We start from the raw sequence: 24,259 nt of genomic DNA on the forward strand, positions 1-24,259 counted from the left end.
AATTAAGATTAACATTAAGACAAAAGTAAACATTATAAATGATTCGAATAGCAGAAGAAAAAGATATTCAACCCATTTTAGAAATCACAAAAGCTTGTGCTAAATCTATGATTTCTAGCGGTATTTATCAGTGGAATGAGCACTATCCTAATACATCTGCATTTCGCAAAGACATTAAACGCGAAGAACTTTATGTTTTAGAAATTAATCATGCAATTAAAGCTTGTATTGTGATTTCTACATTTATGGATTCGGAATATGAGCCTATCAAATGGTTAACACCTAATGTTAATAACATTTATATTCATCGTTTAGCTGTTCATCCTCAATTACAAGGCAAAGGTTATGCACAACAATTGATGCATTTTGCAGAGCAATTTGCTATTGATAACAACTATAGTTCTATTCGATTAGATACCTTTTCGCAGAACAAAAGAAACCAAAAGTTTTACGAACTTCGCGGTTATAAACGATTAGGAGATATTTACTTTCCAAAGCAAAGTAAATTTCCTTTTTACTGTTACGAATTGGTATTGTGAGCACAGCTATAACTTTAAAACAAATTAATAAATTGGCGATTCCTGCTTTAATTGCAGGAGTGTCTGAGCCTATTTTATCTTTAACTGATGCGGCAATCATTGGTAATATGGAACAGAATGCTACAACATCTTTGGCAGCAGTTGGTATTGTAACAACATTTTTATCCATGCTAATTTGGGTCTTAGGCCAAACTAGAAGTGCCATTTCTTCAATTATTTCGCAATACTTAGGTGCCGGAAATGTGGAATCCGTGAAGAATTTACCAGCCCAAGCTATTTTTGTAATTACAACACTCAGTCTTGTAATTATAGCTATTACCTATCCCTTAGCTTCGCCTATTTTTAAACTTTACAATGCCTCGGGCGACATTCTAAATTATAGTGTAGACTATTATCAAATTCGGGTTTTTGGATTTCCCTTTACCTTGTTTACCATCGCTGTTTTTGGAACCTTTAGAGGACTTCAAAACACCTATTTCCCTATGCTAATTGCTATTTCTGGTGCATTGGCCAATATTATTCTCGATGTTGTGCTTGTCTATGGTATTAACGGTTTTATTCCTGCCATGCATATCAAAGGTGCTGCATATGCCAGTGTTATTGCGCAATTAATTATGGCTTTACTTTCGGCTTATTACTTACTTAAAAAAACAGATATTCCGTTAATCGCAAAATTACCTTTTAATCCTGAAATGAAACGTTTCGCGTTAATGATTCTCAATTTATTCATAAGAACGATTGCCTTAAATATTGCCTTGTATTTTGGAACGAGTTTTGCCACAAAATATGGTGAAAGCTACATTGCGGCTTATACCATTGCTATTAATTTATGGTTTTTAGGGGCTTTTCTTATTGATGGCTACGCAAGTGCGGGTAATATTTTATCAGGAAAATTATTTGGAGCAAAAGATTATAAAAACCTTTTAGAATTAAGTAATAAACTGATTAAATATGGCATTGTCGTCGGGCTTTTAATTGGCGTCATTGGTGCTGTATTCTATTATCCTTTAGGCAATCTATTTAGTAATGACGAAGCAGTATTATCGGAATTCTACAACGTGTTTTGGATTGTTTTAGCCATGCAACCTGTATGTGCTCTAGCTTTTATTTTTGATGGTGTTTTTAAAGGACTAGGCAAAATGAAGTATCTTAGAAACGTTTTGTTATTTTCTACAATTGTAATTTTTGTTCCAGTTATATTTTGGGTAGATAGCCTAAATTATAAACTCTATGGTATTTTTATCGCCTTTACATTGTGGATGATTGCTCGAGGCTTACCATTAATTATAAAATTTAGAAAAACATTTATTCCTCTAGCGCAAAACACTTAAATTTGATTATTAATTTTATTTCTATAATGAGCTTATTAATAACAATACTACAAGACGGCAATATAGACGAAAAACTTAAAAATGCACCAGACAGCAGTTATGGTGTTGGCGTGTTTATTGGTACACTCTTACCTTTTGTGGTTTTGGTTCTCATCGCTTTTGCGATTTATAGATATAACAAAAATAGATATAAAGACGAATAGTATGGATATTCTTGGCTTTTTAGGTGGAAACGGCTTATTCCTTATATTAGGATTAGTACTTATAATTGTATTTTTCTACAACAAATATAAAAGACGTTAATATAGATTTACCGCGTTTTTAACCAACCTGTAATACTCAATCGCTGTGTATTTACGGGTTTTACTTCATGCTCTAATTCTTGGCTTTCAAAAATAACAACTTTGCCAGGAAGTGGATAAATAACCTTGTCTTCACCGTCTAAATAAAGGACTAATTCACCTCCGTTTTCGGGTTTCCAATCTTCACTATTTAAATAACAAACAAAAGATAATTTACGTCTATCATCATTCTGAAATGTATCTAAATGTCGTTTGTAATAGGTGTCCTTAGGATAAATGGCATAATGGAATTCCTTCTGATTAATACCAAGAAAACAGGTGCGATTGAGGTAATCTTTTAAGTCATTGATTTTATTAAAGAATAATTGCTCTGCAGAATTGATAACGTTTTCATCTATCCAAAGAATAATATCTCCGCGCACTGCTTTTTTAACAAGCGCATTGGTTTTATTCCCAATAGCCGATTTTTTAAACGCATCTTCTTCATACTTTAAAAGCAATGAATGCCGTAGAGCAACAACCTCATCTTCTGAAAAAAAATCATCAACAATACTATATTTTTGCGATGAAATGTCTGAAATAACACGCTCATAAAGCGGATTTTCAACAAACGGAATAGCTTCGAAAAGGCTACTCACCGTGACTTTTAAAGAAATTTAATCCTTTCATTATTTTTTAAAAATTTAAAAAAAGTGCGCAAATGTAATCTAAAAAGCCATTCCTTTTACATTTATAATATCTTTGCACTATAATTTAAAATCGCATGAGTAAAATTCGCATTACAAAACAATTTTCTTTTGAAACAGGTCACGCCCTATACGGTTACGACGGAAAGTGTAAAAATGTCCACGGTCATAGTTACCATCTTTTTGTTACCGTAATAGGCACACCAATAGCCGATTCCAACAATGTAAAATTTGGAATGGTCATCGATTTTGGTGACTTAAAGAAAATAGTAAAAGAAGAAATTGTAGATGTTTTTGACCATGCTACGGTTTTTAATAAAAACACACCACATGTGGAATTGGCCAAGGAACTAGAAGCAAGAGAGCATAATGTGTTGCTTGTAGATTATCAGCCAACAAGTGAAATGATGGTGATTGATTTTGCGGAAAAAATAAAACAGCGTTTACCAGAAACTATAAAATTACATTCTTTAAGGCTTTCAGAAACCACTTCTTCTTTTGCTGAATGGTATGCTAGTGATAATGAGTAAACCGAACCACATACATATTGCCGACGGAAAAAAAATCTATTTTGCATCAGATAATCATTTAGGCGCACCAACGAGTGAAGCGTCTCGACCTCGTGAAAAAAAATTCGTCGCTTGGTTAGATGAAATTAAGCATGATGCTGCTGCTATTTTTTTGATGGGAGATCTCTTCGATTTTTGGTTCGAATATAAAACCGTAGTACCTAAAGGCTTTACAAGAACTTTGGGGAAACTAGCAGAAATTAGTGATTCCGGAATTCCGATTCATTATTTTGTGGGTAACCACGATTTATGGATGAATGGCTATTTTGAAGAAGAATTAGGTATTCCTGTTTATCATAAGCCTGAAGAATTCACGTTTAATGACACCTCTGTCTTTATTGGTCATGGTGATGGTTTAGGACCTGGAGATAAAGGCTATAAACGCATGAAAAAAGTGTTTACGAGTCCATTTTTTCAATGGTTATTCAAATGGATGCATCCTGATATTGGAGTTAAAATCGGACAATATATGTCTGTAAAAAACAAAATGATTTCAGGCGATGATGATGCAAAATTTTTAGGAGAAGACAATGAATGGTTAGCGGTATATTGCAAACGTAAACTCGAAGATAAACATCGAGATTATTTTGTGTTTGGACACCGACACTTACCTTTAGAAATTGACTTAAATGAAACGTCTAAGTACATTAATTTAGGCGACTGGATTCAGTATTATACCTACGGAGTTTTTGACGGTGAAAATTTTGAACTGAAAACCTATTAATGTCGTCCTGTTTTTACTTTAACAGAAGCGTAAGTAGATACAGAATAAGGCACCACAAAGCACAAGCCAAGCTTTAACCAATTTACCTTTTCAAAATTCAAATGATATAAAAGGTCTCCTTGGTTGATAATATTTAAAATACAACCAACCACTATAGCGACTTTAATTGAAGAGATGACGATGTCTTTTTCTAAAGCTATTTTAAGCAGTTTTAGAATCATACTAAATGAAATGTTTAAATATTTTGCTGGCAAAAGTAATAAAAATGATAAGCCTTAAAAGTGATTTTATACTCCATCTTTTTCGTGTTCTTCAATATCTTTAGTGAGATCTAGTTCACGTAATGATTTGTTTTTAAAATGCATTGTTGTCACCGTAATAAGTGTTACGGTACCTCCAAGTATTACAGCCAATGGCGCTCCAAATAGTTTTGCAGCGACTCCACTTTCAAGCGCTCCAAGCTCATTAGAAGACCCAACAAACATAGAGTTAACGGCACCAACTCTTCCTCTCATATCATCTGGAGTCTTAAGCTGAAGAATGGTTTGACGAATTACCATAGACACACCATCAAACACACCAGATAAAAATAAAGCAACCAGACTTAGCCATAACAACTTAGAAGCTCCAAAAATAATCATACATATTCCAAAGCCAAAGACTGAAATTAGTAGTTTTTTTCCAGTGTTTTTTGTGATTGGTAAATAGGTGGTTGCCACCATAGTAATAATACTTCCAGAAGACAACGCTGCATTTAGAAAACCGAAGCCTCTTGGGCCTGCATCTAAAACATCTTTTGCAAATACAGCAAATATGGCCACAGCGCCACCAAATAAAACAGCAATCATATCTAGGGTTAGTGCTCCTAAAATAACCTTATCGTTAAACACAAATCGTAGTCCAACTTTTAAACTGTCCATCACCGATTCATTCGTTTTTTTATTTAAAACAGGTTTCTTTTTTATACCAAAGACTAATATTAATGCTAACATCACGAGTGAAAATATAATTCCAAGCGTATAATGCACACCAATCCATGCGATTAAAAATCCGCCACATAGTGCACCAAATACATTAGCCCCTTTCCAGGTACTACTACTCCATGTGGCTGCATTTGGGTATATTTTTTTAGGTACAATTAAGGCTATAAGCGAGAAAATAGTAGGTCCAAAAAAAGCTCTTAAAACACCACCAAAAAACACTAAACTATATATGCCATATAGAATATAGTTGACTGTCCAAGAACTTTCAATAGCTTCTGAAGTGAGCCAAAACAAGCCAAAACTGATTAATGAGAATAAGGCAATGCAAAGTGTAAACAAGTTTCGTTTTTCTTTTTTGTCAACAATATGACCTGCAAAAGGGGCGAATAAAAACGCGGGTAAAAATTCACAAAGCCCAATAATGCCTAGACTTAATTTATCATTAGTTAAAGCATACACTTGCCATTCGATGACAATAAATTGCATAGACCAACCAAAAACCAATGCAAAACGCACCAATAAAAAGATGTTGAATTCCCTGATTCTTAATGCTGCATATGGATCGTTTTTCGCCAATTTGGTTTAATAAATAGGGTTTTAGATGATATGTAAACAAAATAGCTATTTATTAACATGTTTTGAGAATGTGTTAATGAAATTCGTTTTTGTTAACATGTTTCACGTAAATGTTAATGAAATCTAGAAATCATAACTTATAGTCATATTCAGAAAATAGTTTTAGTAAACTATTATTTACAAAGTAATTGTCTCTTCCTATTATAACTTTAGTCAAAATATTACCATCGCTATTTGCTAACTCATTCAAATATTTTGAAGCCGTCTGTCTACTGACTTTTAAATCTTTTTGTAAAAATTCAATTTTTGTATAAGGATGTTTAAATAAGTTATTTATTAAATCTTGGCTATAGAATTTAAAGTTATCTCGAATGAAAAACTTATAATTTTGCATTTCTCTTTTCATATCTGTTATAAGCTTTATAGCCTGAATTGAGACAGATTCAACTGCATCCAAAATAAAACAAATCCAACTTTCCCAATTATTTGAGTCTCGAACATCCTGCAGCAATGAATAGTAAGTAGCTTTATTTTGAATAATATACCTACTTAAATATAAAGAAGGATATTCTAATAAATTTCTTCTTACTAAATAAAGAATGTTAATTATCCTTCCTAACCTCCCATTTCCATCGTAAAAAGGATGAATACTTTCAAATTGATGATGTATTATAGCCATTTTTATCAAAGGATCTAAGTCGTCTAACTCATCATTATTAATATAATCAACAAGATTACTCATTAAATCTTTTACGACTAACTTAGATTGAGGTGGAGTATATACTATTTCTTTTGTTTTATCATTTTTTAAATCTGTACCAGGTAAGGTTCTATAACCTGCGTTATTTTGTTCTAACTCTTTATGTATCGTCAAAATACTACTATTAGTAATAAGTCGGTTTTTGTATACAAATTCATAGCCTATTTTTAGTGCAGAAGCGTAATTCTGAACTTCTTTGGCCGCAATATTCTTCACTAAATTCATATTAAGCTCTGCCTTAAAAAGCTCATCATGTGTAGTAATAATATTTTCTACAGCAGAACTATCCTTGGCTTCCTGAAGAGCGAGCGTATTAATTAAAATTGATGGATTTGGCATTGTAGCTGCAACACCTTTTAGTTCTGCTAAAGCAGCTCTAGCGTTAGGTAGTTTTTTTAAAACTCTTTTTGTCTCAAAATCTGTTTTTAACGGTAAATTTTCTAAAATATACATGCCCTAAAGTTATCTAATTTCAATCAATTTAAAAGCAACACGTCTATTTAATTGGCGTCCTTCTTCTGTGTCATTATCTGAAATAGGTTGCGTACTTCCAAAACCAAATGATTTAATCCTAGTTGCATTCAATCCTTTTTCAATTAAATAATCTAAAACCGCTTTGGCACGTTGTTCTGATAATTCTTGGTTTATGGCTTCTAATCCAACATTATCTGTATGACCATAGATTTCAACTTTTAATGTAAAATTAGTTTCTAAATGTTTGTAAAGTTGATTCAATTCTTCTTTAGAAATAGCTAACAATTCGGCTTTATCAAAATCGAATAATACATTTTTGAAGGTGTAAATCTCATTAGTTTTAATGATAGGTTCTTCAAGCGTTTTAAGGGTTTCTTTTTTGATGTTCTCTTCTTCTTTTTCTAAGGGTTCAATGGAAACGTCATCGATATAGTAATAGGAAAACGATTCATATTTAGTTGGTCTAGCTTTACTTCTTTTAGTGTCGGTATTTGTATTAAAATTTCCTATAGCAAAGTAATTTTCAAAACCATTTGCGGTATATAGAAAGGAAACCTCCATCCAGTCTTTATCATTATCGTAAAATTCTTTTCTGAACGTTGGTCGAAATGTTAAATTAGGAATTCGTTTTGCAAAGTTTTTTGCGTTGATATTCACTTTGCTTTTGGATGCATTGAATTTCTCAGACGTCATCATAATCCCCAATTCTTTGAGGGCATATCTTGAGTTTTCCGCTAAACTGATATAGAATTTAACTTGATATTTCTTCCCTCGCTCTAAGGTAGTTTTTAATGTACCTTGAACATATTCTCTATAGTCTTTCTTGAAATACGCATATATACCAGCATAACCATTTCCGGTTCTGGCTTTTTGATAACCATTGAAGTTTTGGAAACTCATTTTCTCGCTACACGAATTAAAATAATCCGTTGTGCCATTATTGGGAATCGTCCAGTCTTTTACATTCCTATGAAATAAGCTCATATCTCTAGGGCAATCATAGAAGTGTTCAAAGCTTGGATTTAAAACTAGGTTTTGACTATTTGAAATAAAGCCACAAAAAAAGAAGAGAAATAGGATTGGTTGTTTCATACACAATCAACGGAAAGATAATCAATTATATTTTATACATACAAGGTTTTGTAAACCTTGCAGGATTTATCATTCTTTTATATCCTTCAATTTCAACTGTAAACTCACATTGCCATTCCAATGGTTTTCATCTATGGAATACGCTGCGCTAAACGGTCTTTTACTTTTTATGATATCAATTTTATCGCCTAAGCCAAAACCAATACAGACAATTTTATCATTGAAGGATTGCGTCACTGTTAATCTAATGTGCTTATCATCTTCACCAACACATTTTCCCCAGCCAGTATCTTTTAGGTTTTGGGACATAAAGGTGGGTGACATATTCCCAGGGCCAAATGGTGCAAATTGTTTTAGGATTCGCATGAGTTTATCATTGATTTGTCCAAGTTCTATTTCTAAATCAACTTTAAGCTCTGGTGTTAACAATTTTGGGTCAATGGTTTCCTTAACCACACTTTCAAATTTAGCTTTAAAGGCGTCGTAATTTTTGGGATCTAAAGTTAAGCCTGCGGCATATTTATGACCTCCAAATTGTTCAATATGTTCGCTACAGGCTTCTAATGCATTATACACATCAAAACCAGAAACGGAACGTGCCGATGCCGCTAATTTATCTCCACTTTTGGTAAAAACAAGTGTGGGTCTGTAATAGGTTTCTATTAAACGTGATGCTACAATACCAATCACTCCTTTGTGCCATGATTCATCATAAACAACTGTTGTAAAACGGTCTTGCTCGTTATTCTCTTCAATTTGATCTAAGGCTTCTTCTGTAATACGTTTATCGGTTTCACGACGATCGGTATTAAACTCATCAATATCTACGGCATATTTTGCAGCAAGGTTAAAATCGGTTTCGGTTAAAAGCGTTACGGCGTGGTTGCCGTGTTTCATTCGCCCGGCGGCATTAATTCGAGGTGCGATAATAAAAACCACATCTGTTATGGTAAGAATGTCCTTTTTAACCTCAGCGATAATCGCTTTCATTCCTGGTCTTGGGTTGGTATTTATAATGTTTAAACCCATATAAGCCAAGGCTCTGTTTTCATCTACAATCGGGACAATATCTGCACCAATGGCAGTTGCCACCAAATCTAGATATTCGGTTAAATCTTCTACCGTTTGCCCTTGGTTAGATGCTAGAGCAGTAATTAGTTTAAAGCCCACACCACAACCACAAAGTTCTTTAAATGGATAATCACAATCGTCGCGTTTAGGATCCAAAACAGCTACCGCATCTGGAACTTCAGCTCCTGGCCTATGGTGGTCGCAGATTATAAAATCGACCCCTTTTTCTTTAGCATAAGCCACTTTATCTATGGCTTTTATACCACAATCGAGCGCTATAATTAGTGAAATATCATTATCGTCTGCAAAGTCTATTCCTTTATACGATATACCATAGCCTTCAGCATAACGATCTGGAATGTACGTGGCAACAGCATCTGTTCTTGTTTTTAAATAGGATGACATTAAAGCCACAGATGTTGTGCCATCAACATCATAATCGCCATAAACCATAATGTTTTCGCCTTGCTCAATCGCTTTTTCGATTCTAGCAACCGCTTTATCCATATCTTTCATTAAGAATGGATCATGAAGCTCGCTAAAACTTGGCCTGAAAAATGTTTTGGCAGCATCATAAGTATCGATGCCTCTTTGCAATAATAATGTGGCAACAATATCGTCTACTTGAAGTGCTTTTTTTAGTTCTTCAACTTTTGATGGTTCTGGTTTTGGTTTTAATGTCCAACGCATAATGTCTTATATCGCGATTATTACTTTGTGCTTTCGTGAAAATAAATATTAGTTTTAACAGTTGCAAAACGACGAAACATTTCCATGACTCCACAATATTTATCAACAGATAAATTTACAGCACGTTCGCATTTTTTTTGATTTAAGTCTGCACCATAAAAATGATAATCTACTACTACAGTGTGGTAATATTTAGGATGTTCATCCGTTAATTCACCTGTAACATCCATTTTAAAATCATCTATTTCTACTTTCATTTTATCTAACGTAGAAATAACATCTAAGCCAGAACAACCAGCTAGTGACGATAACATCATGGCTTTTGGTGATAGACCATTACGTTTATCTGTACCTTCAATATTGGTATCCATTATTACAGTTTTTCCACTTGGATTATCAGATTCAAAGGTTAAGCCACCTTTCCATTGGGTTGTGATTTTATTTGTCATTTTTTAAGTTTAAAAGTTAGAAGTACTATCTTGTTAGCTCAAAAATACTACTAAAAAAATAACTATGGCACTAGTAACACCTTTGTCTGCAGACCACGATTTGGAAACCAAAGAATTAGCAGAATTCTTTAATGAAACCCTTGGATTTTGTCCAAATTCGGTTCTAACCATGCAACGCCGACCAGCAATTAGCAAAGCATTTATTAATTTGAATAAAGCGGTTATGGCCAATGAAGGCAAAGTAACCTCAGCTTTAAAACGTATGATTGCTTGGGTGAGTAGTAATGCTACAGGTTGTCGTTATTGCCAAGCACACGCCATTAGAGCAGCAGAACGCTATGGTGCAGAACAAGAACAATTAGATAATATTTGGGAATATAAAACGCACCCTGCTTTTTCTGAAGCAGAACGTGCAGCTCTCGACTTTAGTTTAGCAGCTTCAATGGTACCAAATGCTGTGAATGCGGAGATAAAAGAACGCTTATATCAACATTGGGACGAAGGTGAAATTGTTGAAATGCTAGGTGTAATTTCATTATTTGGTTACCTAAACCGTTGGAATGATTCTATGGGTACTGATATTGAAGAAGGCGCTGTAGAAAGTGGAAATAAGTATTTAGGGAAACACGGTTATGAAGTTGGTAAGCATGATGGGTCACAATATTAGATTGTAAGATTTTTAGAGCACTTAACTTTTAGATAAATTAGATTGAAACCTTACTAGAGATAGTGAGGTTTTTTTATGTCCTATTTTATTTCAAACGTAGATTATAGCTTTGTTTCAGATTGAAGCAGAAATGAAATTATTCCAGCTTCAAACCATGTCACAGCAGATAGTAAACAAGTGATTTACTTTTGCTTAAAATTTAAAACGGATGGAACTATATTTAGAGTTAATAGCAATATCAGCGATTGCAAACGCACTGGGAATTGGAAAATTATTACAAATTCTTTTTTTAAGAATTATTTACCCTAAAGCAGGTATTAAGGATTTGGAATGTTTTATTAAGAATACTAAAACAAAAATTACTTTTCCAAAATTATGGAAGTAATGAGTTTACTTTCCTACGTAACTCAGGCACCACCAATTCCTCAAACCAAGGATTCTTACTTCTCCAAAACCGATTCGTTGGTGATGGATGTGGAATTGGAAAATAGGTTGGTAAATACTCTTTATAATCTCCTACAGTTTCTGTTAACGTTTGTTTAGCTTTATCTTTTAAATAATGCTTTTGAGCGTAAGCACCTATTAAAATAATCAATTCTACATTAGGCATTTTGTCTAATAATTGCTGATGCCATTGTGGTGCACATTCTGGTCTTGGTGGTAAATCGCCTGTTTTTGCTTTTCCAGGATAGCAAAATCCCATTGGTATAATAGCAAAATTCTCAGTGTTATAAAATTGTTCTTCTGTAACATTAAGCCACTGCCTAAGTTTCTTTCCGCTTTGGTCGTCCCACGGAATTCCAGATTGATGCACTTTTGTTCCTGGTGCCTGACCGATAATTACAATTTTAGATTTTATGTTTGCAGTTGCTACAGGTCTCGGCCCTAATGGTAAATGTGCTTTACAAATGGTGCATTGACTGATATTATGGAGTAATTCTTTCATTTTTTAATCTTCATCCTTCAACATACTCTTTAAATCATTCGTATAAGATGGATATGTAAATATTTGCTTTTTTAAATCACGAATTGTTAAACCTTCATTCATGGCTAGAGTCAAAATATTAATTGTTTCATTCGCTTGAGAACTTAATAAATTAGCACCCACAATTTTTTGAGTACGCTCATTAACAATAATTTTATAAGCGTAAGCATCGGCATTTTCTTTTTTAGAACTGTACCAATCAGAAGTATCTCCTTTATAAACAATTACATTTTTATATCTACTTTTAGCTTCTTCTTCAGAATAACCTACACTCGCCAATTGCGGTTTAGTAAAAACAACGGAAGGTACTAATGGGTTTTCAAACTCCTTAGAATTACCATTTATAATGTTATGGCCTGCAATATAACCTTGTAATCCTGATAAGGGTGTTAATGGTAAAGATTTACTAGAAACGTCTCCACAAGCGTACACATTTTCGTTGCTCGTACTTTGCATAAAATCATTAACTAAAACCCCAGATTCATCAGCTTTTATACCAGCGTTTTCTAAATCTAATTTTTCTACGGCTGGCACACGACCTGCTGTATTAAATATCTTTCTGGCCTTTATTGTTTTTGTTTTACCGCCTTTTTCATACGTCAGTTTTAAGTTTTTCTTCAATTTTTCTATGGAGATCGGTGTTGTATTAAACATAAATTTTACTCCATTCTTTTCTAAAACCTTGGTTAATTTTTCAACCAAAAACGAATCAAACTGTGTTAACGGACTATCTCCAACTTCAATCATAGTAACGTCACATCCCAACGTTGAAAGCATATAGCAAAACTCCATTCCAACATAACCTGAACCAATAAATATAGCTGATTTGGGAATTTTTTTCAAATTGAGAATGTCATCACTGGTTTTTAATAAATCTGAACCTTCAAGTTTTAAAGTTCTTGGAACGTAACCTGTTGCGATTACAAATTTATCCGCAGAAATAGTTTTACCTTCAACTGTAATTTCATTTTTACTGATAAATTTTGGAGATTGATGGTATAAATCTATACCTAAATCCGTAAGGTCATTTTCGGTTGAAGATGGCACAGGTTTAGTAAAAGACGTTTTAAATTTCTGAACAGCTTTCCAATTAATTTTAGGGGACTTTTTAATTCCGAAACCTTTGAGTTGGTTAGAGTGTTGTACTAAATCTGCAAATTGCATTAGTATTTTTTTAGGATCACAACCTCGTGTTGCACAAGTGCCCCCAAATTCGCGTTTATCTGAAATAGCCACTGATAATCCTGAGGCTATACAAGCTTTTGCTGCTGTTTGACCTGCAATACCACTACCAATGACAAATACATTATAATGTTTAGTCTCCATAATTTTAGATTGAAAGTTGAAATTATGAAATCTAATTGGCAAAGACTGATGCGGTAGGTTTAAAACTTAACTCGTTTACAATTATTTTTTACCATCAACAACAATCACAATTTCCCCTTTAGGAGGCTTATTTGTGTAGTATTCTAAAACTTCTTTTGCTGTTCCTCTAATAGTTTCTTCGTACAATTTTGTTATTTCTCTTGATACAGAGACCAAACGATCTTCGCCAAAGTATTCGCAAAAATGCCCAAGAGTTTTTATAAGCTTATGTGGACTTTCATAAAAAATGATGGTTCTAGTTTCTTCAGCTAAGAGTAATAATCGTGTTTGTCTGCCCTTTTTTACAGGCAAAAAACCTTCAAACACAAATTTATCATTTGGCAAACCACTATTGACTAATGCTGGTACAAATGCTGTTGCACCTGGTAAACAATCGACTTCAATATTATTTTCTACACAGGCTCTTACCAATAGAAAACCAGGGTCTGAAATTGCGGGAGTTCCTGCATCACTAATGACAGCGATAGTCATTCCTGCTTTTAATTTTTCGATTAAATGATTCACCGTTTTATGCTCGTTATGCATATGGTGACTTTGCATTTGCGTGGTAATTTCAAAATGCTTTAACAATTTTCCTGAAGTTCTGGTGTCTTCAGCCAAGATTAAATCTACTTCTTTTAAAACATCTATCGCTCTAAATGTGATATCTTTTAGGTTTCCTATAGGCGTTGGTACGAGATAAAGTTTACTCATTTTAGGCGGTTTCTTTTCAAATTTACATTGTTTTTAATGATATCAACACAAGCCTTTATGATATTTGGCATCTTTCTTATAAATTAAGGCTTTGGTAGGGAAATTCCTCCTATGCTTGTTATATTATTGAGATTATTTATTTTCTCACTGCATTAATCAAAACTACTATTTTATGGTTGGAAAACAATTCCGCTTATTGTTTTTATTTCTATTCTGTATGCAAGCATATAGCCAAACTACAGATTTGTCTATTGCTATTGAAGCACAAAACTTAAGTGGTACTGCGATATCTCAAGTGGATATTTATGAAGACTTTCAGTATGTAGTAACCGTTTTAAACTCAGGAAACACTGTTGATAATGCAAGTATTTCCATAAATTTTGATACTGACCTTTCAATCATTTCCTATAATTCTCAGAACAATAATGCTGGAGCTTCGGATTTTTCTAACATTGATATTACAGATAATGTTTTAACAGCCTCCATTGCGACAATGCCCAATAACGCCAGTGTAGAATTACTTGTTTTGGTAACAGCACCAACTAATTTGGGTGGTATTACTGCAAATGGTACTGTGAGCCCGCCCACAAATACTCAAGACATTAACACAAGTAATAATCAAGCCATAATATCTATTGATGTATTAGATGTTATAATTGATTTTTCGATAACACACACGCAAATCAATCCTTTGGAAGGCACAGCAATTAATGCTTGGGGAGATTCAGTAACCTATCAATTTACCATTACTAACAATAGTGATATTGACTTTCCTGTTTCTACTATTATTGGCAACTTAAACCTAAGTTCTCCTTCTATTAACGGACAGCCTTTTGCAGAGTTTATCTCGCTAGCTTGTATTAACTCTACAAACGGAACACTATGTCCAGATTTAACTGATGTTGCAGGAAGTTCAAGTGTTATTCAATCTGCTAACTCATTATTTACTTTTAATAATGCAATTAATATCACATCAGGAGGCAGTATAACCTTTGAAATGATTTACAGATATACAAATCTATCTTGTTCACCAAATCCAATGCCTATTACTGTTGACAGCAATATTACGATTCTATTAAATTCGGCTAATACTGCTGTTGTTAACTCAAACGACGTAACCACAGAACTCCTTTTGGCAGAACTTTGCCCAGAAACAGATCTTTGTATTGAAACAACACAAACAAATCCAGATATTTCTGAAAGTTTAGATTATGGGCAAGACATTACTTTTATAACAACGGTCTGCAATAACGGTCCTGCAGCTACACCTATGCGTTTCTTTTTTCAAAACTTATCTCCTTTAGATTGGAGTATAAGTTCGCTTACTTGCTTAGGGACAACCGGACCTGTTACCTGCAATGACTTCTCATTAAATATAGGTAATCAAATATGGGTGAGTAATGATTTTGTTTTGCAACCCAATACGACGATAACTATTGAAACAGTTTTGAGTTATTTAGAACCCGAATGTAACGATAGTACCACCGGAATTGTAGCCGTAATACGAAGCGCAACTAATATTTTAGATAATCAATTGGTAGACTCTAATCCTAATAATAATTTTTTCTCTAACCAACTACTTTTGCCTTCTGTAGAACCATGTGATAGTGAAGATTCAATAGATTTACATGTTACTAAAACACAAATAAGTCCAGAATTACCTATAGGAAGTTCTCCTCAAAACACAGCTGCTTGGGGTTTGGTAACCTATGAAATTACAGTTACAAATGCCAGTGAAGAAGATGCAATTATTGAATTACAAGATTATATGCCCACAATAGGTGATGACGATCCTGAAATATCTGCAATATTAACAAATGTAGAATGCGTTGCTACAACAGGAACAGCTTCTTGTTTTAACATTGAAAATGCTAATATCGGAATTCCTTTAGATGGTAGCTCTGAAAATGGAGAACTTATTATTTTTTGGGAAATTACGCCAGAAGAGAATTGGGCATTACCTCCAAATAGCTCGGTAAGCTTTAATGTAACCATAGATTGGATGTTAGAATGTTCGCCAGCCCCAATGATAGGAACCAATATGGTCAGCGTAAATTTTGCAAATGATTTAGAGGACACTAGCCCAGAGAATAATTCAGATTCTGTAAATACATATTTTGCAAAATGTTTAGATTTAATAGTGCAAACCTATCCTGAGTTTACTCAAGTCGACGTCAATCAAACCTTTAATTGGATTGTAGATATTAGTAATAGTACTACAAGTGCTGATGCTATAGATGTTATTTTCGAAAACACTGTTAATCCTATTTTTACTATTGTCGGAAACCCAACCTGTACAGTTACCTCTGGAAATGCAACTTGCATTACTAACTTTAATACTGTTGGTAATTTTATATCAGGAACCATTCCTACAATGGAAGCGGGCTCTACCGTTAGAGTTAGTATTCCTGTCACTGCGCCTAGTGTTGGTGGCGCTTTTAATAATATTGCAGAAGCCATTCCTGACCCTACAAACAACCAAGAATTAACACCAGAATCTAATATTTCTATTAATAGCGTTCTAGTCATTGCGCCTGTTTTACAAAAATCATTTACGCCAGAGGTGATTATCGAGGGAGGTGAAAGCGAATTAACATTTACTGTTTTTAATGTAGCGAATAACCCTACACAAAGTCATATTTCATTTACCGATAATTTACCAAATGGAGTAACACTTTTAAGTGCGCCTAATTGGATTCAAGCTAACGGTTGTACAGCAACATTTATAGGAACCACTAATGATACATTTGTTGGTATAGAAAATTTGGTCTTTCCAGAAGGCGTTGTGAGTTGCACATTCTCAGTTTTAGTGACTTCTGAAATTGCAGGTACTTATCTTAATAATTTTCTGAATTTCACAAACAACAATAACATAGATACATCTCAAACCAATGCGACACTTAATGTTATTATTGACACCTCTGATATTGATATTGAAATCATTAAAACCGCGTTACCTACCGAAGCTGTTTTGGGGCAACATGTTGATTTCTCCATTACAGCGACAAACTTAGGAACTACAACCGCCACTTTAATTGAAGTCATTGATACCTTACCGCAAGGTTATGAATTTGTTTCTGCAATCACTAGTTCTGGTGTTTTTGATGACACAACTTTTATATGGAATATCCCCAACCTTGATGCCAATAATTTTGAAACGTTAACCTTAACGGCTAAAGTGGTCTCTTCAGAAAATTTAACTAATGTTGCAAGATTAAATAGCGTTAATGAACCCGATAGAGATCTTACAAATAATGAAGATAATGCTACTGTAGAAATTTCTAATTGTTTATCAATTTCTGAAGGTATTTCCCCTAATAACGATGGAAAAAATGATGTGTTTTTTATTCCTTGCATAGAGAATTATCCCGAAAACACTCTTAAAATATTCAACCGTTACGGCACGCAAATTTACGAAGCCAAAAACTATTTGAATACTTGGAGTGGTAAAGCTAATATGGGACTCTTACAAAGTTCAAAATTACTACCCGTTGGTACGTATTTCTATATTTTAGAAATTAATGGTTTTGATGATGCTTTTGTGGGCTATGTTTATTTAAATTATTAATTAAAACGGCCTTCTACAAGCTCTATAAAACGCTCTTCGTATTCTTCTTTACCTTCCCAATTATTATAATCTGGCTTTACCATTTCTAAAATTAGCGTTCGTGCTTCACTCAAAGAATTTGTTGTATTTATTTGAGAAATTACACGATCGTAATCTTCGTTTCTACCCTCAAATAAATGTTTAATAAAGGCTAATTTATCATTGAGACCTATATTTAAACGCTTTCCTTTAAGTTTATCATTAAGGGATTTTTTTTCTGATTCGGCTTCACGTTTTTGAGCCTCTTCAATAGGTTCAAATTCTGGAATATCTTCAAAACCAGATGTAATAGATTCAAATTCTGTTGACGATGAAGTTTCTATATCTTCTGGTAAAGCATTCTTTAATAAGGTATCTACCGGCTCAGTTTCTTTAGGCATATGTTCAAACATATCCTTTATTTTTGTCATCACAGGTTCCATAATACCATCATCTTCAACCTCATCTAAATTAATGTAAGTTCTATCTTCAACTTCAACATTGTCACTCACCTTATTATTAAAAGCTGTATCCAACATATCAAAGAATGAAGAGTCGTGACCAATAGTTGGCATTTTATCCTCAAAATTTTCTTGAGCAAATTTTAAAACAGTCAATTTTTCGTAAAGTACAGAGACTTCCTTGTGTAATTGATCTATATCTTCTCTACCTGTCAGTTTCAGAATCCTATGTGCAATACTAACTAATTCTGATTCTAATTTCTTTTTCATCTTTTCCTGAGTTTTACTTTTGATTTTTAATAAATTTGCGAGACCTTTATAAAAAAACGAAGTCCGACTTCATTTAGTGCTAAAATTACAAAATGTTTCTCGAAAATACAGTAAATCAGAAAGAACAATTTGGGTGGATTGAAGTCATCTGCGGATCCATGTTCTCAGGTAAGACCGAAGAATTAATCCGACGCTTAAAACGTGCGCAATTTGCAAAACAAAAAGTAGAAATTTTTAAGCCTGCTGTAGATGTACGTTACGATGAAGAAATGGTAGTTTCTCACGATGCTAATGAAATCCGCTCTACTCCTGTACCTGCTGCTGCTAATATTCCAATTTTAGCAGATGGCTGCGATGTGGTTGGCATTGACGAAGCACAATTCTTTGATGATGAAATTGTAAGAATTTGTAACGATTTAGCCAACAAAGGTATTCGTGTTATTGTGGCTGGTTTAGATATGGATTTTAAAGGTAATCCGTTTGGACCAATGCCAAACTTAATGGCAACGGCAGAGTATGTTACTAAAGTACATGCCGTTTGTACAAAAACAGGAAATTTAGCACAATACAGTTACAGAAAAGCTCTAAGTGACGATCTCGTTTTACTTGGTGAGGTTGATGAATATGAACCTTTAAGCAGAGCGGCCTATTATAAGAGTATGCAACGCGATAAAGTAAGATTATTAAAGGTAAACGATGCTGAAGAAATAGACTCTAAAGACCAAAATCGGAATGCCTAAAGCTCTAGAAACCGTTCTTGAAATTGATTTAAGTGCACTTACTCATAATTTCAACTACTTAAAATCAAAATTACAACCACAAACTAAATTTTTAGCCGTGGTTAAAGCCTTTGCTTATGGAAGTGATTCTGTAGAAATTGCAAAGCATCTTCAAAAATTAAACATAGATTATTTTGCTGTCGCTTATATAAATGAAGGTATTGCCTTAAGAGATGCAGGAATAACAACACCCATTTTAGTCCTTCATCCACAATCTATAAATTTCAAAATACTTATAGAGCACTGTTTAGAACCAAGTATTTATAGTCCTCATGTTTTAAATGAATTTATAAAAACTGCCGAAGCACTATCTCAAAACAACTATCCTGTTCATATAAAATTTAATACAGGTTTAAATCGACTTGGCTTTAAAGAAAATGATATTGAAACTATTGTTTCAACACTTCAAAAGACCTCAGTTGTAAAAGTAAAATCTATATTCTCTCATTTAGTAGCGAGTGAAGACGCTAATGAATTAGATTTTTCTAAGCTACAAATCGAAAGATTTAAAACTATTGCTAAAATATTTGAAGAAAAATCAGGTATTAAACCTTGGCTACATCTTTGTAATACTTCTGGTGTTATCAATTACCCTGAAGCTCATTTTAACATGGTACGCTCCGGCATTGGACTCTATGGTTTTGGAAATTCTGCTGAAGAAGACAAAAACCTTAAACCCATTGCGAGTTTAAAATCAGTAATTTCTCAAATTCATGAGATTGAAAAAGGAGAAACCGTAGGTTATAATAGAGCATACACGTCTAAAGGACACGAAAAAACAGCAACCATACCCATTGGTCATGCAGATGGTATAAGCCGTATTTATGGAAATGAAAATGGTTATGTTTTTATAAATGGTAAAAAAGCACCAATAATTGGTAATGTTTGTATGGATATGATTATGGTAAACATTACAGACATTAATTGTAAAGAAGGAGATGAGGTTATTATTTTCGATGCTACCTATACTGCAAGTAACTTAGCAGAATCAGCACATACAATTTCTTATGAAATTTTAACTGCCATATCACAACGTGTAAAACGGGTTTTTCTGCCTGAATAACTTTTTTTTTAACATAATGTGACTTTTTTAACTAACTTAGGGTCTTATCAACATATTAACTAACTATTAAAAAACACGAATTATGTTAAAAGAATTTAAAGAATTTGCAATGAAGGGCAACCTTATAGACATTGCCGTTGGTTTTGTAATGGGTGCTGCTTTTAAAGAGGTGGTTACTGCATTTACAGGAGGTATTGTTTCTCCATTAATTGGTATGATTTTCGACTCAGACTTTAAAGCATTAAGATACCAGTTAAAAGAAGGCACATTAAATGATGCTGGTGAAATAGTTGGAGACGTTTTCTTAGAATACGGTACATTTTTAACTAATGTTATTGACTTTATCATTGTCGCATTTGTAATGTTCCTTGTAGTAAAAGGAGTAAATAAAATGAAGAAGAAAGAAGAACCTGCACCTGAGGCACCTGCAGGACCATCTGAAGTTGATTTATTAATAGAAATCAGAGATTCATTAAAAAAATAAAACACGTATAGCGTCATCGCTACACTATTATTTTTAACTAAACCCAGGCTAAAAAGCCTGGGTTTTTCTTTTTATATAAACCTTAGTTATTGCAAAATCAATAAAATATAAGCGCAATTTTTATCACATATTTAAGACTAAATTGACTGATTTAATTAAACAAAAGCTATAATTTTGATATTATAAATTTAAACTCACGAAATGAGCATGTTAAAAACGCTATTACCTAAGGGAATAATATATAGCGAGTAACGTGTGACCTTTGGAAAACAATAAATTCAGACACATGAAAGTAGCAATTGTAGGTGCAACAGGTTTGGTAGGTAATGTAATGCTCAAAGTATTAGAAGAGCGTAATTTTCCTTTAGATGAATTATTATTAGTAGCATCGGAACGTTCTGTTGGCAAAAAAATTACATTCAAAGGAAAAGATATCTCTGTGATAAGTATTCCAACAGCTATTGAAGCAAAACCAGATATTGCACTTTTTTCTGCAGGAGGTTCTACGTCTTTAGAATGGGCTCCAAAATTTGCAGAAGTTGGAACAACAGTTATCGATAATTCTTCAGCTTGGAGAATGGATCAAACAAAGAAATTAGTTGTTCCTGAAATAAATGCTAAAGAGCTAACTAAAACAGATAAGATTATTGCCAACCCTAATTGTTCTACCATACAAATGGTTATGGCATTAGCTCCACTTCATAAAAACTATAAAATTAAGCGTATTGTTGTTTCTACGTATCAATCCGTTTCTGGTACAGGCGTTAAAGCCGTAGAACAGATGGAAAATGAAATCTCAGGTAAAAAAGGAGACATGGCTTATCCTTACCCAATTCATAAAAACGCCATTCCACATTGCGATGTTTTTGAAGATAACGGCTACACTAAAGAAGAAATGAAGCTGGTTAATGAGACTCAAAAAATATTAAATGACCGTACAATTGCCGTAACTGCAACTGCTGTAAGAATCCCAACTGCAGGAGGACATAGTGAATCTATAAATGTAGAGTTTCAAAATGATTTTGATATTGCAGAAGTAAGACAACTTCTCAATGCTACAGATGGCATTACAATTCAAGATAATTTAGAAACTAATTCATACCCTATGCCAATGTATGCTAACGGTAAAGATGATGTTTTTGTTGGTCGTTTAAGAAGAGACGGGTCACAACCTAATACTTTAAATATGTGGGTTGTAAGTGACAACCTTAGAAAAGGTGCGGCCACCAATACTGTACAAATAGCAGAATTTCTTATCGATAATGCTTTAGTATAAAGCGACTTAGCACAGTTGTAGATTTTTCAAAATGGCGATTAATTTGTGTATTTCAACTAATTAATTATTTAGTTAGTTGTTATAGTCTCTATATTGCCCTCCATTTCATCCTTAAGTTTTTAGTTTTTTGACATCAGTCAAATAACGAAAGTCTTATATTTGAAGTAAATGCTGTTTATTTCAAAAAAAACTAATTATGAAAAAATTACTTCTCGTTGCTTTAGTACTGAGTATTTTTGTTTCATGTAAAAACGAAACCGAAGCTTTGAAAACAATTACTGTAGATTATCCTAAAACTAATAAAATTGTCGTTACAGACACTATTTTTGGCGAAACTGTATCAGACCCTTATCGTTGGCTAGAAGATGACAGAAGCAAAGAAACTGAAGCTTGGGTAAAATCTCAAAATGAAACTACGTTTGGGTATTTAGACAACATTCCCTACAGGGAAGAATTAAAAGAACGCCTCACTAAACTTTGGAATTACGAAAAAATTGGATCTCCATTTAAAGAAGGTGATTATACCTATTTTTATAAAAATGACGGTTTACAAAACCAATATGTCATTTATAGATATAAAACGGATGCAGACCCAAGTACTGCTGAAGTATTCTTAGATCCCAACACATTTAAAGAAGATGGTACAATTTCTTTAGGAGGTACTAGTTTTTCAAAAGATGGCAAGACACTAGCTTATGCTATTTCTGAAGGAGGAAGTGATTGGAGAAAGATTTTAGTAATGAATACAGAAACTAAGGAAATTGTAGAAGACACTTTAGTAGATATAAAATTTAGTGGGATGTCTTGGTACAAAAACGAAGGCTTCTACTACTCTAGCTACGACAAACCAAAAGGTAGTGAGTTGTCTGCAAAAACAGATCAACATAAAGTTTATTATCACAAATTGGGCACAAAGCAATCTGAAGATCAACTTATTTATGGAGGAACTTCAGAGCAAAAACACCGTTATATATATGCCAATGTTACTGAAGACAATCAGTATTTAGTGATTACTCCTAGAGTTTCAACGTCAGGAAACAAACTTTATATCAAAAACCTATCGATTCCAAATGCACCATTAGTTGAAATATTAGGTCATACAAATTCAGATTCTAACATTATAGAAAATGTAGGTTCTAAATTATATATTATGACAAACTTGGATGCACCAAATCAAAAAATAGTAACTGTTGATGCTTCAAATCCAAGTCCTGAAAATTGGGTAGATTTTATTCCTGAAACTGATAATGTACTTAGTCCATCAACAGGAGGCGGTTACTTTTTCGCTAATTATATGGTAGATGCGGTATCTAAAGTATTTCAGTACGATTATGATGGCAAACTAATTAGAGAGATTGAATTACCTGGTGTAGGAACTGTTAGTGGCTTTAGCGCAAAGAAAGAAGACAAAGAATTATACTATTCATTTACTAATTATGTAACGCCAGGAAGCATCTATAAGTATGATATAGAAAATGGTACTTCAGAATTGTATAAAAAACCAAGTATCGATTTTAACCCAGAAGACTACCAAAGCAAACAAGTATTTTACACATCTAAAGATGGCACTAAAATACCAATGATTATTACGCACAAAAAAGGAATAAATCTCAATGGTAAAAATCCAACAATTCTTTATGGTTATGGCGGATTTAATATCAGCTTAACTCCTAGTTTTAGTATTGCAAACGCCGTATGGATGGAGCAAGGCGGAATTTATGCTGTGCCAAACTTAAGAGGTGGTGGCGAATACGGAAAAGCATGGCACGATGCAGGTACTAAACTTCAAAAACAAAATGTGTTTGATGATTTTATTGCTGCGGCAGAATATTTAATTTCAGAAAAATACACCTCTTCAGACTACTTAGCCATAAGAGGTGGCTCTAACGGAGGTTTATTAGTTGGAGCAACTATGACACAACGCCCAAAATTAATGAAAGTAGCACTACCTGCTGTTGGTGTTTTAGACATGTTACGTTACCATACATTTACTGCTGGTGCTGGTTGGGCTTACGATTACGGAACCGCAGAAGACAGTAAAGAAATGTTTAACTATCTTAAAGGGTATTCGCCAGTTCACAATGTAAAAGAAGGTGTAGAATATCCTGCAACAATGGTAACTACTGGAGATCATGATGATCGTGTGGTACCTGCACACAGTTTTAAATTTGCAGCCGAATTACAAAGCAAACAAACAGGTAACAATCCAACACTTATAAGAATAGAAACAGATGCTGGCCACGGAGCTGGTACACCTGTAAGCAAAACCATTGAACAATATGCCGATATTTTTGGTTTTACACTTTATAATATGGGATTTGAAGTCTTACCAACCAAAATTGAAGAAAAAATAAAAGGGTAAC

At 33.5% G+C, this 24,259-nt stretch carries 24 protein-coding genes; 13 read left to right on the forward strand and 11 right to left on the reverse strand.

The features are described 5' to 3' along the window. Window positions 1-38 precede the first annotated feature (38 nt). The 3 genes from VDP25_RS07670 to VDP25_RS07680 are packed head-to-tail and all read left to right on the forward strand — an operon-like array spanning window position 39 to window position 2,073. Complete coding sequence (locus VDP25_RS07670) at window positions 39-539, forward strand: GNAT family N-acetyltransferase (RefSeq protein WP_334468440.1); 501 nt, start codon at window positions 39-41, stop codon at window positions 537-539. Next, window positions 536-1,870, forward strand: coding sequence for an MATE family efflux transporter (locus tag VDP25_RS07675; RefSeq protein ID WP_334468442.1), 1,335 nt, complete (start codon window positions 536-538; stop codon window positions 1,868-1,870). The genes VDP25_RS07670 and VDP25_RS07675 overlap by 4 nt, the downstream gene beginning before the upstream one ends. 26 nt (window positions 1,871-1,896) lie before the next feature. Further along, a complete protein-coding gene (locus VDP25_RS07680; protein WP_175455539.1) occupies window positions 1,897-2,073 on the forward strand; it encodes a hypothetical protein in 177 nt (58 codons plus the stop codon). 107 nt (window positions 2,074-2,180) lie between these two features. Here the strand turns inward: VDP25_RS07680 and VDP25_RS07685 are convergent, their stop codons facing one another. Next, window positions 2,181-2,810, reverse strand: coding sequence for a 2OG-Fe(II) oxygenase (locus VDP25_RS07685; RefSeq protein ID WP_334468445.1), 630 nt, complete (start codon window positions 2,808-2,810; stop codon window positions 2,181-2,183). A 125-nt stretch (window positions 2,811-2,935) separates the two neighbouring features. On the opposite strand from VDP25_RS07685, the gene VDP25_RS07690 reads away from it, so the two are divergent. Then, entirely contained in the window at window positions 2,936-3,388 is a 453-nt protein-coding gene (locus tag VDP25_RS07690; protein WP_334468446.1) for a 6-pyruvoyl trahydropterin synthase family protein, read from the forward strand. Between the two features lie 10 nt (window positions 3,389-3,398). After that, complete coding sequence (locus VDP25_RS07695) at window positions 3,399-4,151, forward strand: UDP-2,3-diacylglucosamine diphosphatase (RefSeq protein ID WP_092466868.1); 753 nt, start codon at window positions 3,399-3,401, stop codon at window positions 4,149-4,151. On the opposite strand, the gene nrtS is transcribed toward VDP25_RS07695, so the two are convergent. From nrtS to VDP25_RS07725, 6 genes are all read right to left on the reverse strand, one after another. Then, the gene (nrtS, locus tag VDP25_RS07700) at window positions 4,148-4,372 is read right to left on the reverse strand and encodes a nitrate/nitrite transporter NrtS (RefSeq protein WP_334468447.1); all 225 of its coding nucleotides are present in this window, start codon (window positions 4,370-4,372) and stop codon (window positions 4,148-4,150) included. The genes VDP25_RS07695 and nrtS overlap by 4 nt on opposite strands. 66 nt (window positions 4,373-4,438) lie before the next feature. After that, window positions 4,439-5,710: an MFS transporter gene (locus tag VDP25_RS07705; protein WP_334468449.1), complete on the reverse strand. Its 1,272-nt coding sequence runs from the start codon at window positions 5,708-5,710 to the stop codon at window positions 4,439-4,441. Window positions 5,711-5,840: 130 nt separating this feature from the next. Next, on the reverse strand, window positions 5,841-6,923 hold the full coding sequence (locus tag VDP25_RS07710) for a Fic family protein (protein ID WP_334468451.1): 1,083 nt from the start codon (window positions 6,921-6,923) through the stop codon (window positions 5,841-5,843). A gap of 9 nt (window positions 6,924-6,932) precedes the next feature. Beyond that, the gene (locus tag VDP25_RS07715) at window positions 6,933-7,928 is read right to left on the reverse strand and encodes an OmpA family protein (protein WP_334468452.1); all 996 of its coding nucleotides are present in this window, start codon (window positions 7,926-7,928) and stop codon (window positions 6,933-6,935) included. A gap of 177 nt (window positions 7,929-8,105) precedes the next feature. After that, a complete protein-coding gene (gene recJ / locus VDP25_RS07720) occupies window positions 8,106-9,797 on the reverse strand; it encodes a single-stranded-DNA-specific exonuclease RecJ (RefSeq protein WP_334468454.1) in 1,692 nt (563 codons plus the stop codon). 20 nt (window positions 9,798-9,817) lie between these two features. Then, window positions 9,818-10,246 carry an OsmC family protein gene (locus tag VDP25_RS07725; RefSeq protein ID WP_215926179.1) on the reverse strand — a complete coding sequence of 143 codons (429 nt, stop codon included), beginning with the start codon at window positions 10,244-10,246 and terminating at the stop codon, window positions 9,818-9,820. Window positions 10,247-10,310: 64 nt separating this feature from the next. Here VDP25_RS07725 and VDP25_RS07730 point away from each other — a divergent pair, with 64 nt between their 5' ends. Together VDP25_RS07730 and VDP25_RS07735 are read left to right on the forward strand one after the other, a co-directional pair. Continuing rightward, on the forward strand, window positions 10,311-10,913 hold the full coding sequence (locus tag VDP25_RS07730) for a carboxymuconolactone decarboxylase family protein (protein WP_334468457.1): 603 nt from the start codon (window positions 10,311-10,313) through the stop codon (window positions 10,911-10,913). A 208-nt stretch (window positions 10,914-11,121) separates the two neighbouring features. After that, the gene (locus VDP25_RS07735; protein WP_334468459.1) at window positions 11,122-11,298 is read left to right on the forward strand and encodes a hypothetical protein; all 177 of its coding nucleotides are present in this window, start codon (window positions 11,122-11,124) and stop codon (window positions 11,296-11,298) included. On the opposite strand, the gene VDP25_RS07740 is transcribed toward VDP25_RS07735, so the two are convergent. From VDP25_RS07740 to rsmI, 3 genes are all read right to left on the reverse strand, one after another. Beyond that, the gene (locus VDP25_RS07740) at window positions 11,287-11,859 is read right to left on the reverse strand and encodes a uracil-DNA glycosylase family protein (protein WP_334468461.1); all 573 of its coding nucleotides are present in this window, start codon (window positions 11,857-11,859) and stop codon (window positions 11,287-11,289) included. The two genes, VDP25_RS07735 and VDP25_RS07740, sit on opposite strands and share 12 nt — an antisense overlap. 3 nt (window positions 11,860-11,862) lie before the next feature. After that, window positions 11,863-13,224, reverse strand: coding sequence for a dihydrolipoyl dehydrogenase family protein (locus VDP25_RS07745; protein ID WP_334468463.1), 1,362 nt, complete (start codon window positions 13,222-13,224; stop codon window positions 11,863-11,865). 81 nt (window positions 13,225-13,305) lie between these two features. Next, window positions 13,306-13,977, reverse strand: a complete 672-nt coding sequence (gene rsmI, locus VDP25_RS07750; RefSeq protein ID WP_215926188.1) for a 16S rRNA (cytidine(1402)-2'-O)-methyltransferase — start codon at window positions 13,975-13,977, stop codon at window positions 13,306-13,308. Between the two features lie 172 nt (window positions 13,978-14,149). On the opposite strand from rsmI, the gene VDP25_RS07755 reads away from it, so the two are divergent. After that, the gene (locus VDP25_RS07755) at window positions 14,150-17,545 is read left to right on the forward strand and encodes a DUF7933 domain-containing protein (protein ID WP_334468466.1); all 3,396 of its coding nucleotides are present in this window, start codon (window positions 14,150-14,152) and stop codon (window positions 17,543-17,545) included. On the opposite strand, the gene VDP25_RS07760 is transcribed toward VDP25_RS07755, so the two are convergent. Further along, entirely contained in the window at window positions 17,542-18,294 is a 753-nt protein-coding gene (locus VDP25_RS07760; protein WP_334468468.1) for a hypothetical protein, read from the reverse strand. The two genes, VDP25_RS07755 and VDP25_RS07760, sit on opposite strands and share 4 nt — an antisense overlap. 92 nt (window positions 18,295-18,386) lie before the next feature. On the opposite strand from VDP25_RS07760, the gene VDP25_RS07765 reads away from it, so the two are divergent. The 5 genes from VDP25_RS07765 (at window position 18,387) to VDP25_RS07785 (ending at window position 24,258) form a co-directional block, all read left to right on the forward strand. Beyond that, the gene (locus VDP25_RS07765; RefSeq protein WP_215926194.1) at window positions 18,387-19,034 is read left to right on the forward strand and encodes a thymidine kinase; all 648 of its coding nucleotides are present in this window, start codon (window positions 18,387-18,389) and stop codon (window positions 19,032-19,034) included. Further along, window positions 19,027-20,136, forward strand: a complete 1,110-nt coding sequence (alr, locus tag VDP25_RS07770; RefSeq protein ID WP_334468471.1) for an alanine racemase — start codon at window positions 19,027-19,029, stop codon at window positions 20,134-20,136. Before VDP25_RS07765 ends, alr begins: the two co-directional genes overlap by 8 nt. 82 nt (window positions 20,137-20,218) lie before the next feature. Further along, window positions 20,219-20,620: a large conductance mechanosensitive channel protein MscL gene (mscL, locus tag VDP25_RS07775; protein ID WP_334468473.1), complete on the forward strand. Its 402-nt coding sequence runs from the start codon at window positions 20,219-20,221 to the stop codon at window positions 20,618-20,620. Window positions 20,621-20,906: 286 nt separating this feature from the next. Continuing rightward, entirely contained in the window at window positions 20,907-21,896 is a 990-nt protein-coding gene (locus VDP25_RS07780; RefSeq protein WP_334468476.1) for an aspartate-semialdehyde dehydrogenase, read from the forward strand. Window positions 21,897-22,092: 196 nt separating this feature from the next. Then, window positions 22,093-24,258 (forward strand): prolyl oligopeptidase family serine peptidase, encoded by a 2,166-nt coding sequence (locus VDP25_RS07785; RefSeq protein ID WP_215926202.1) that lies wholly within the window; start codon window positions 22,093-22,095, stop codon window positions 24,256-24,258. Window position 24,259 lies beyond the last annotated feature (1 nt).

Source organism: Winogradskyella sp. ECml5-4, assembly GCF_036903175.1.
In the GTDB taxonomy this organism is placed as follows: domain Bacteria; phylum Bacteroidota; class Bacteroidia; order Flavobacteriales; family Flavobacteriaceae; genus Winogradskyella; species Winogradskyella damuponensis.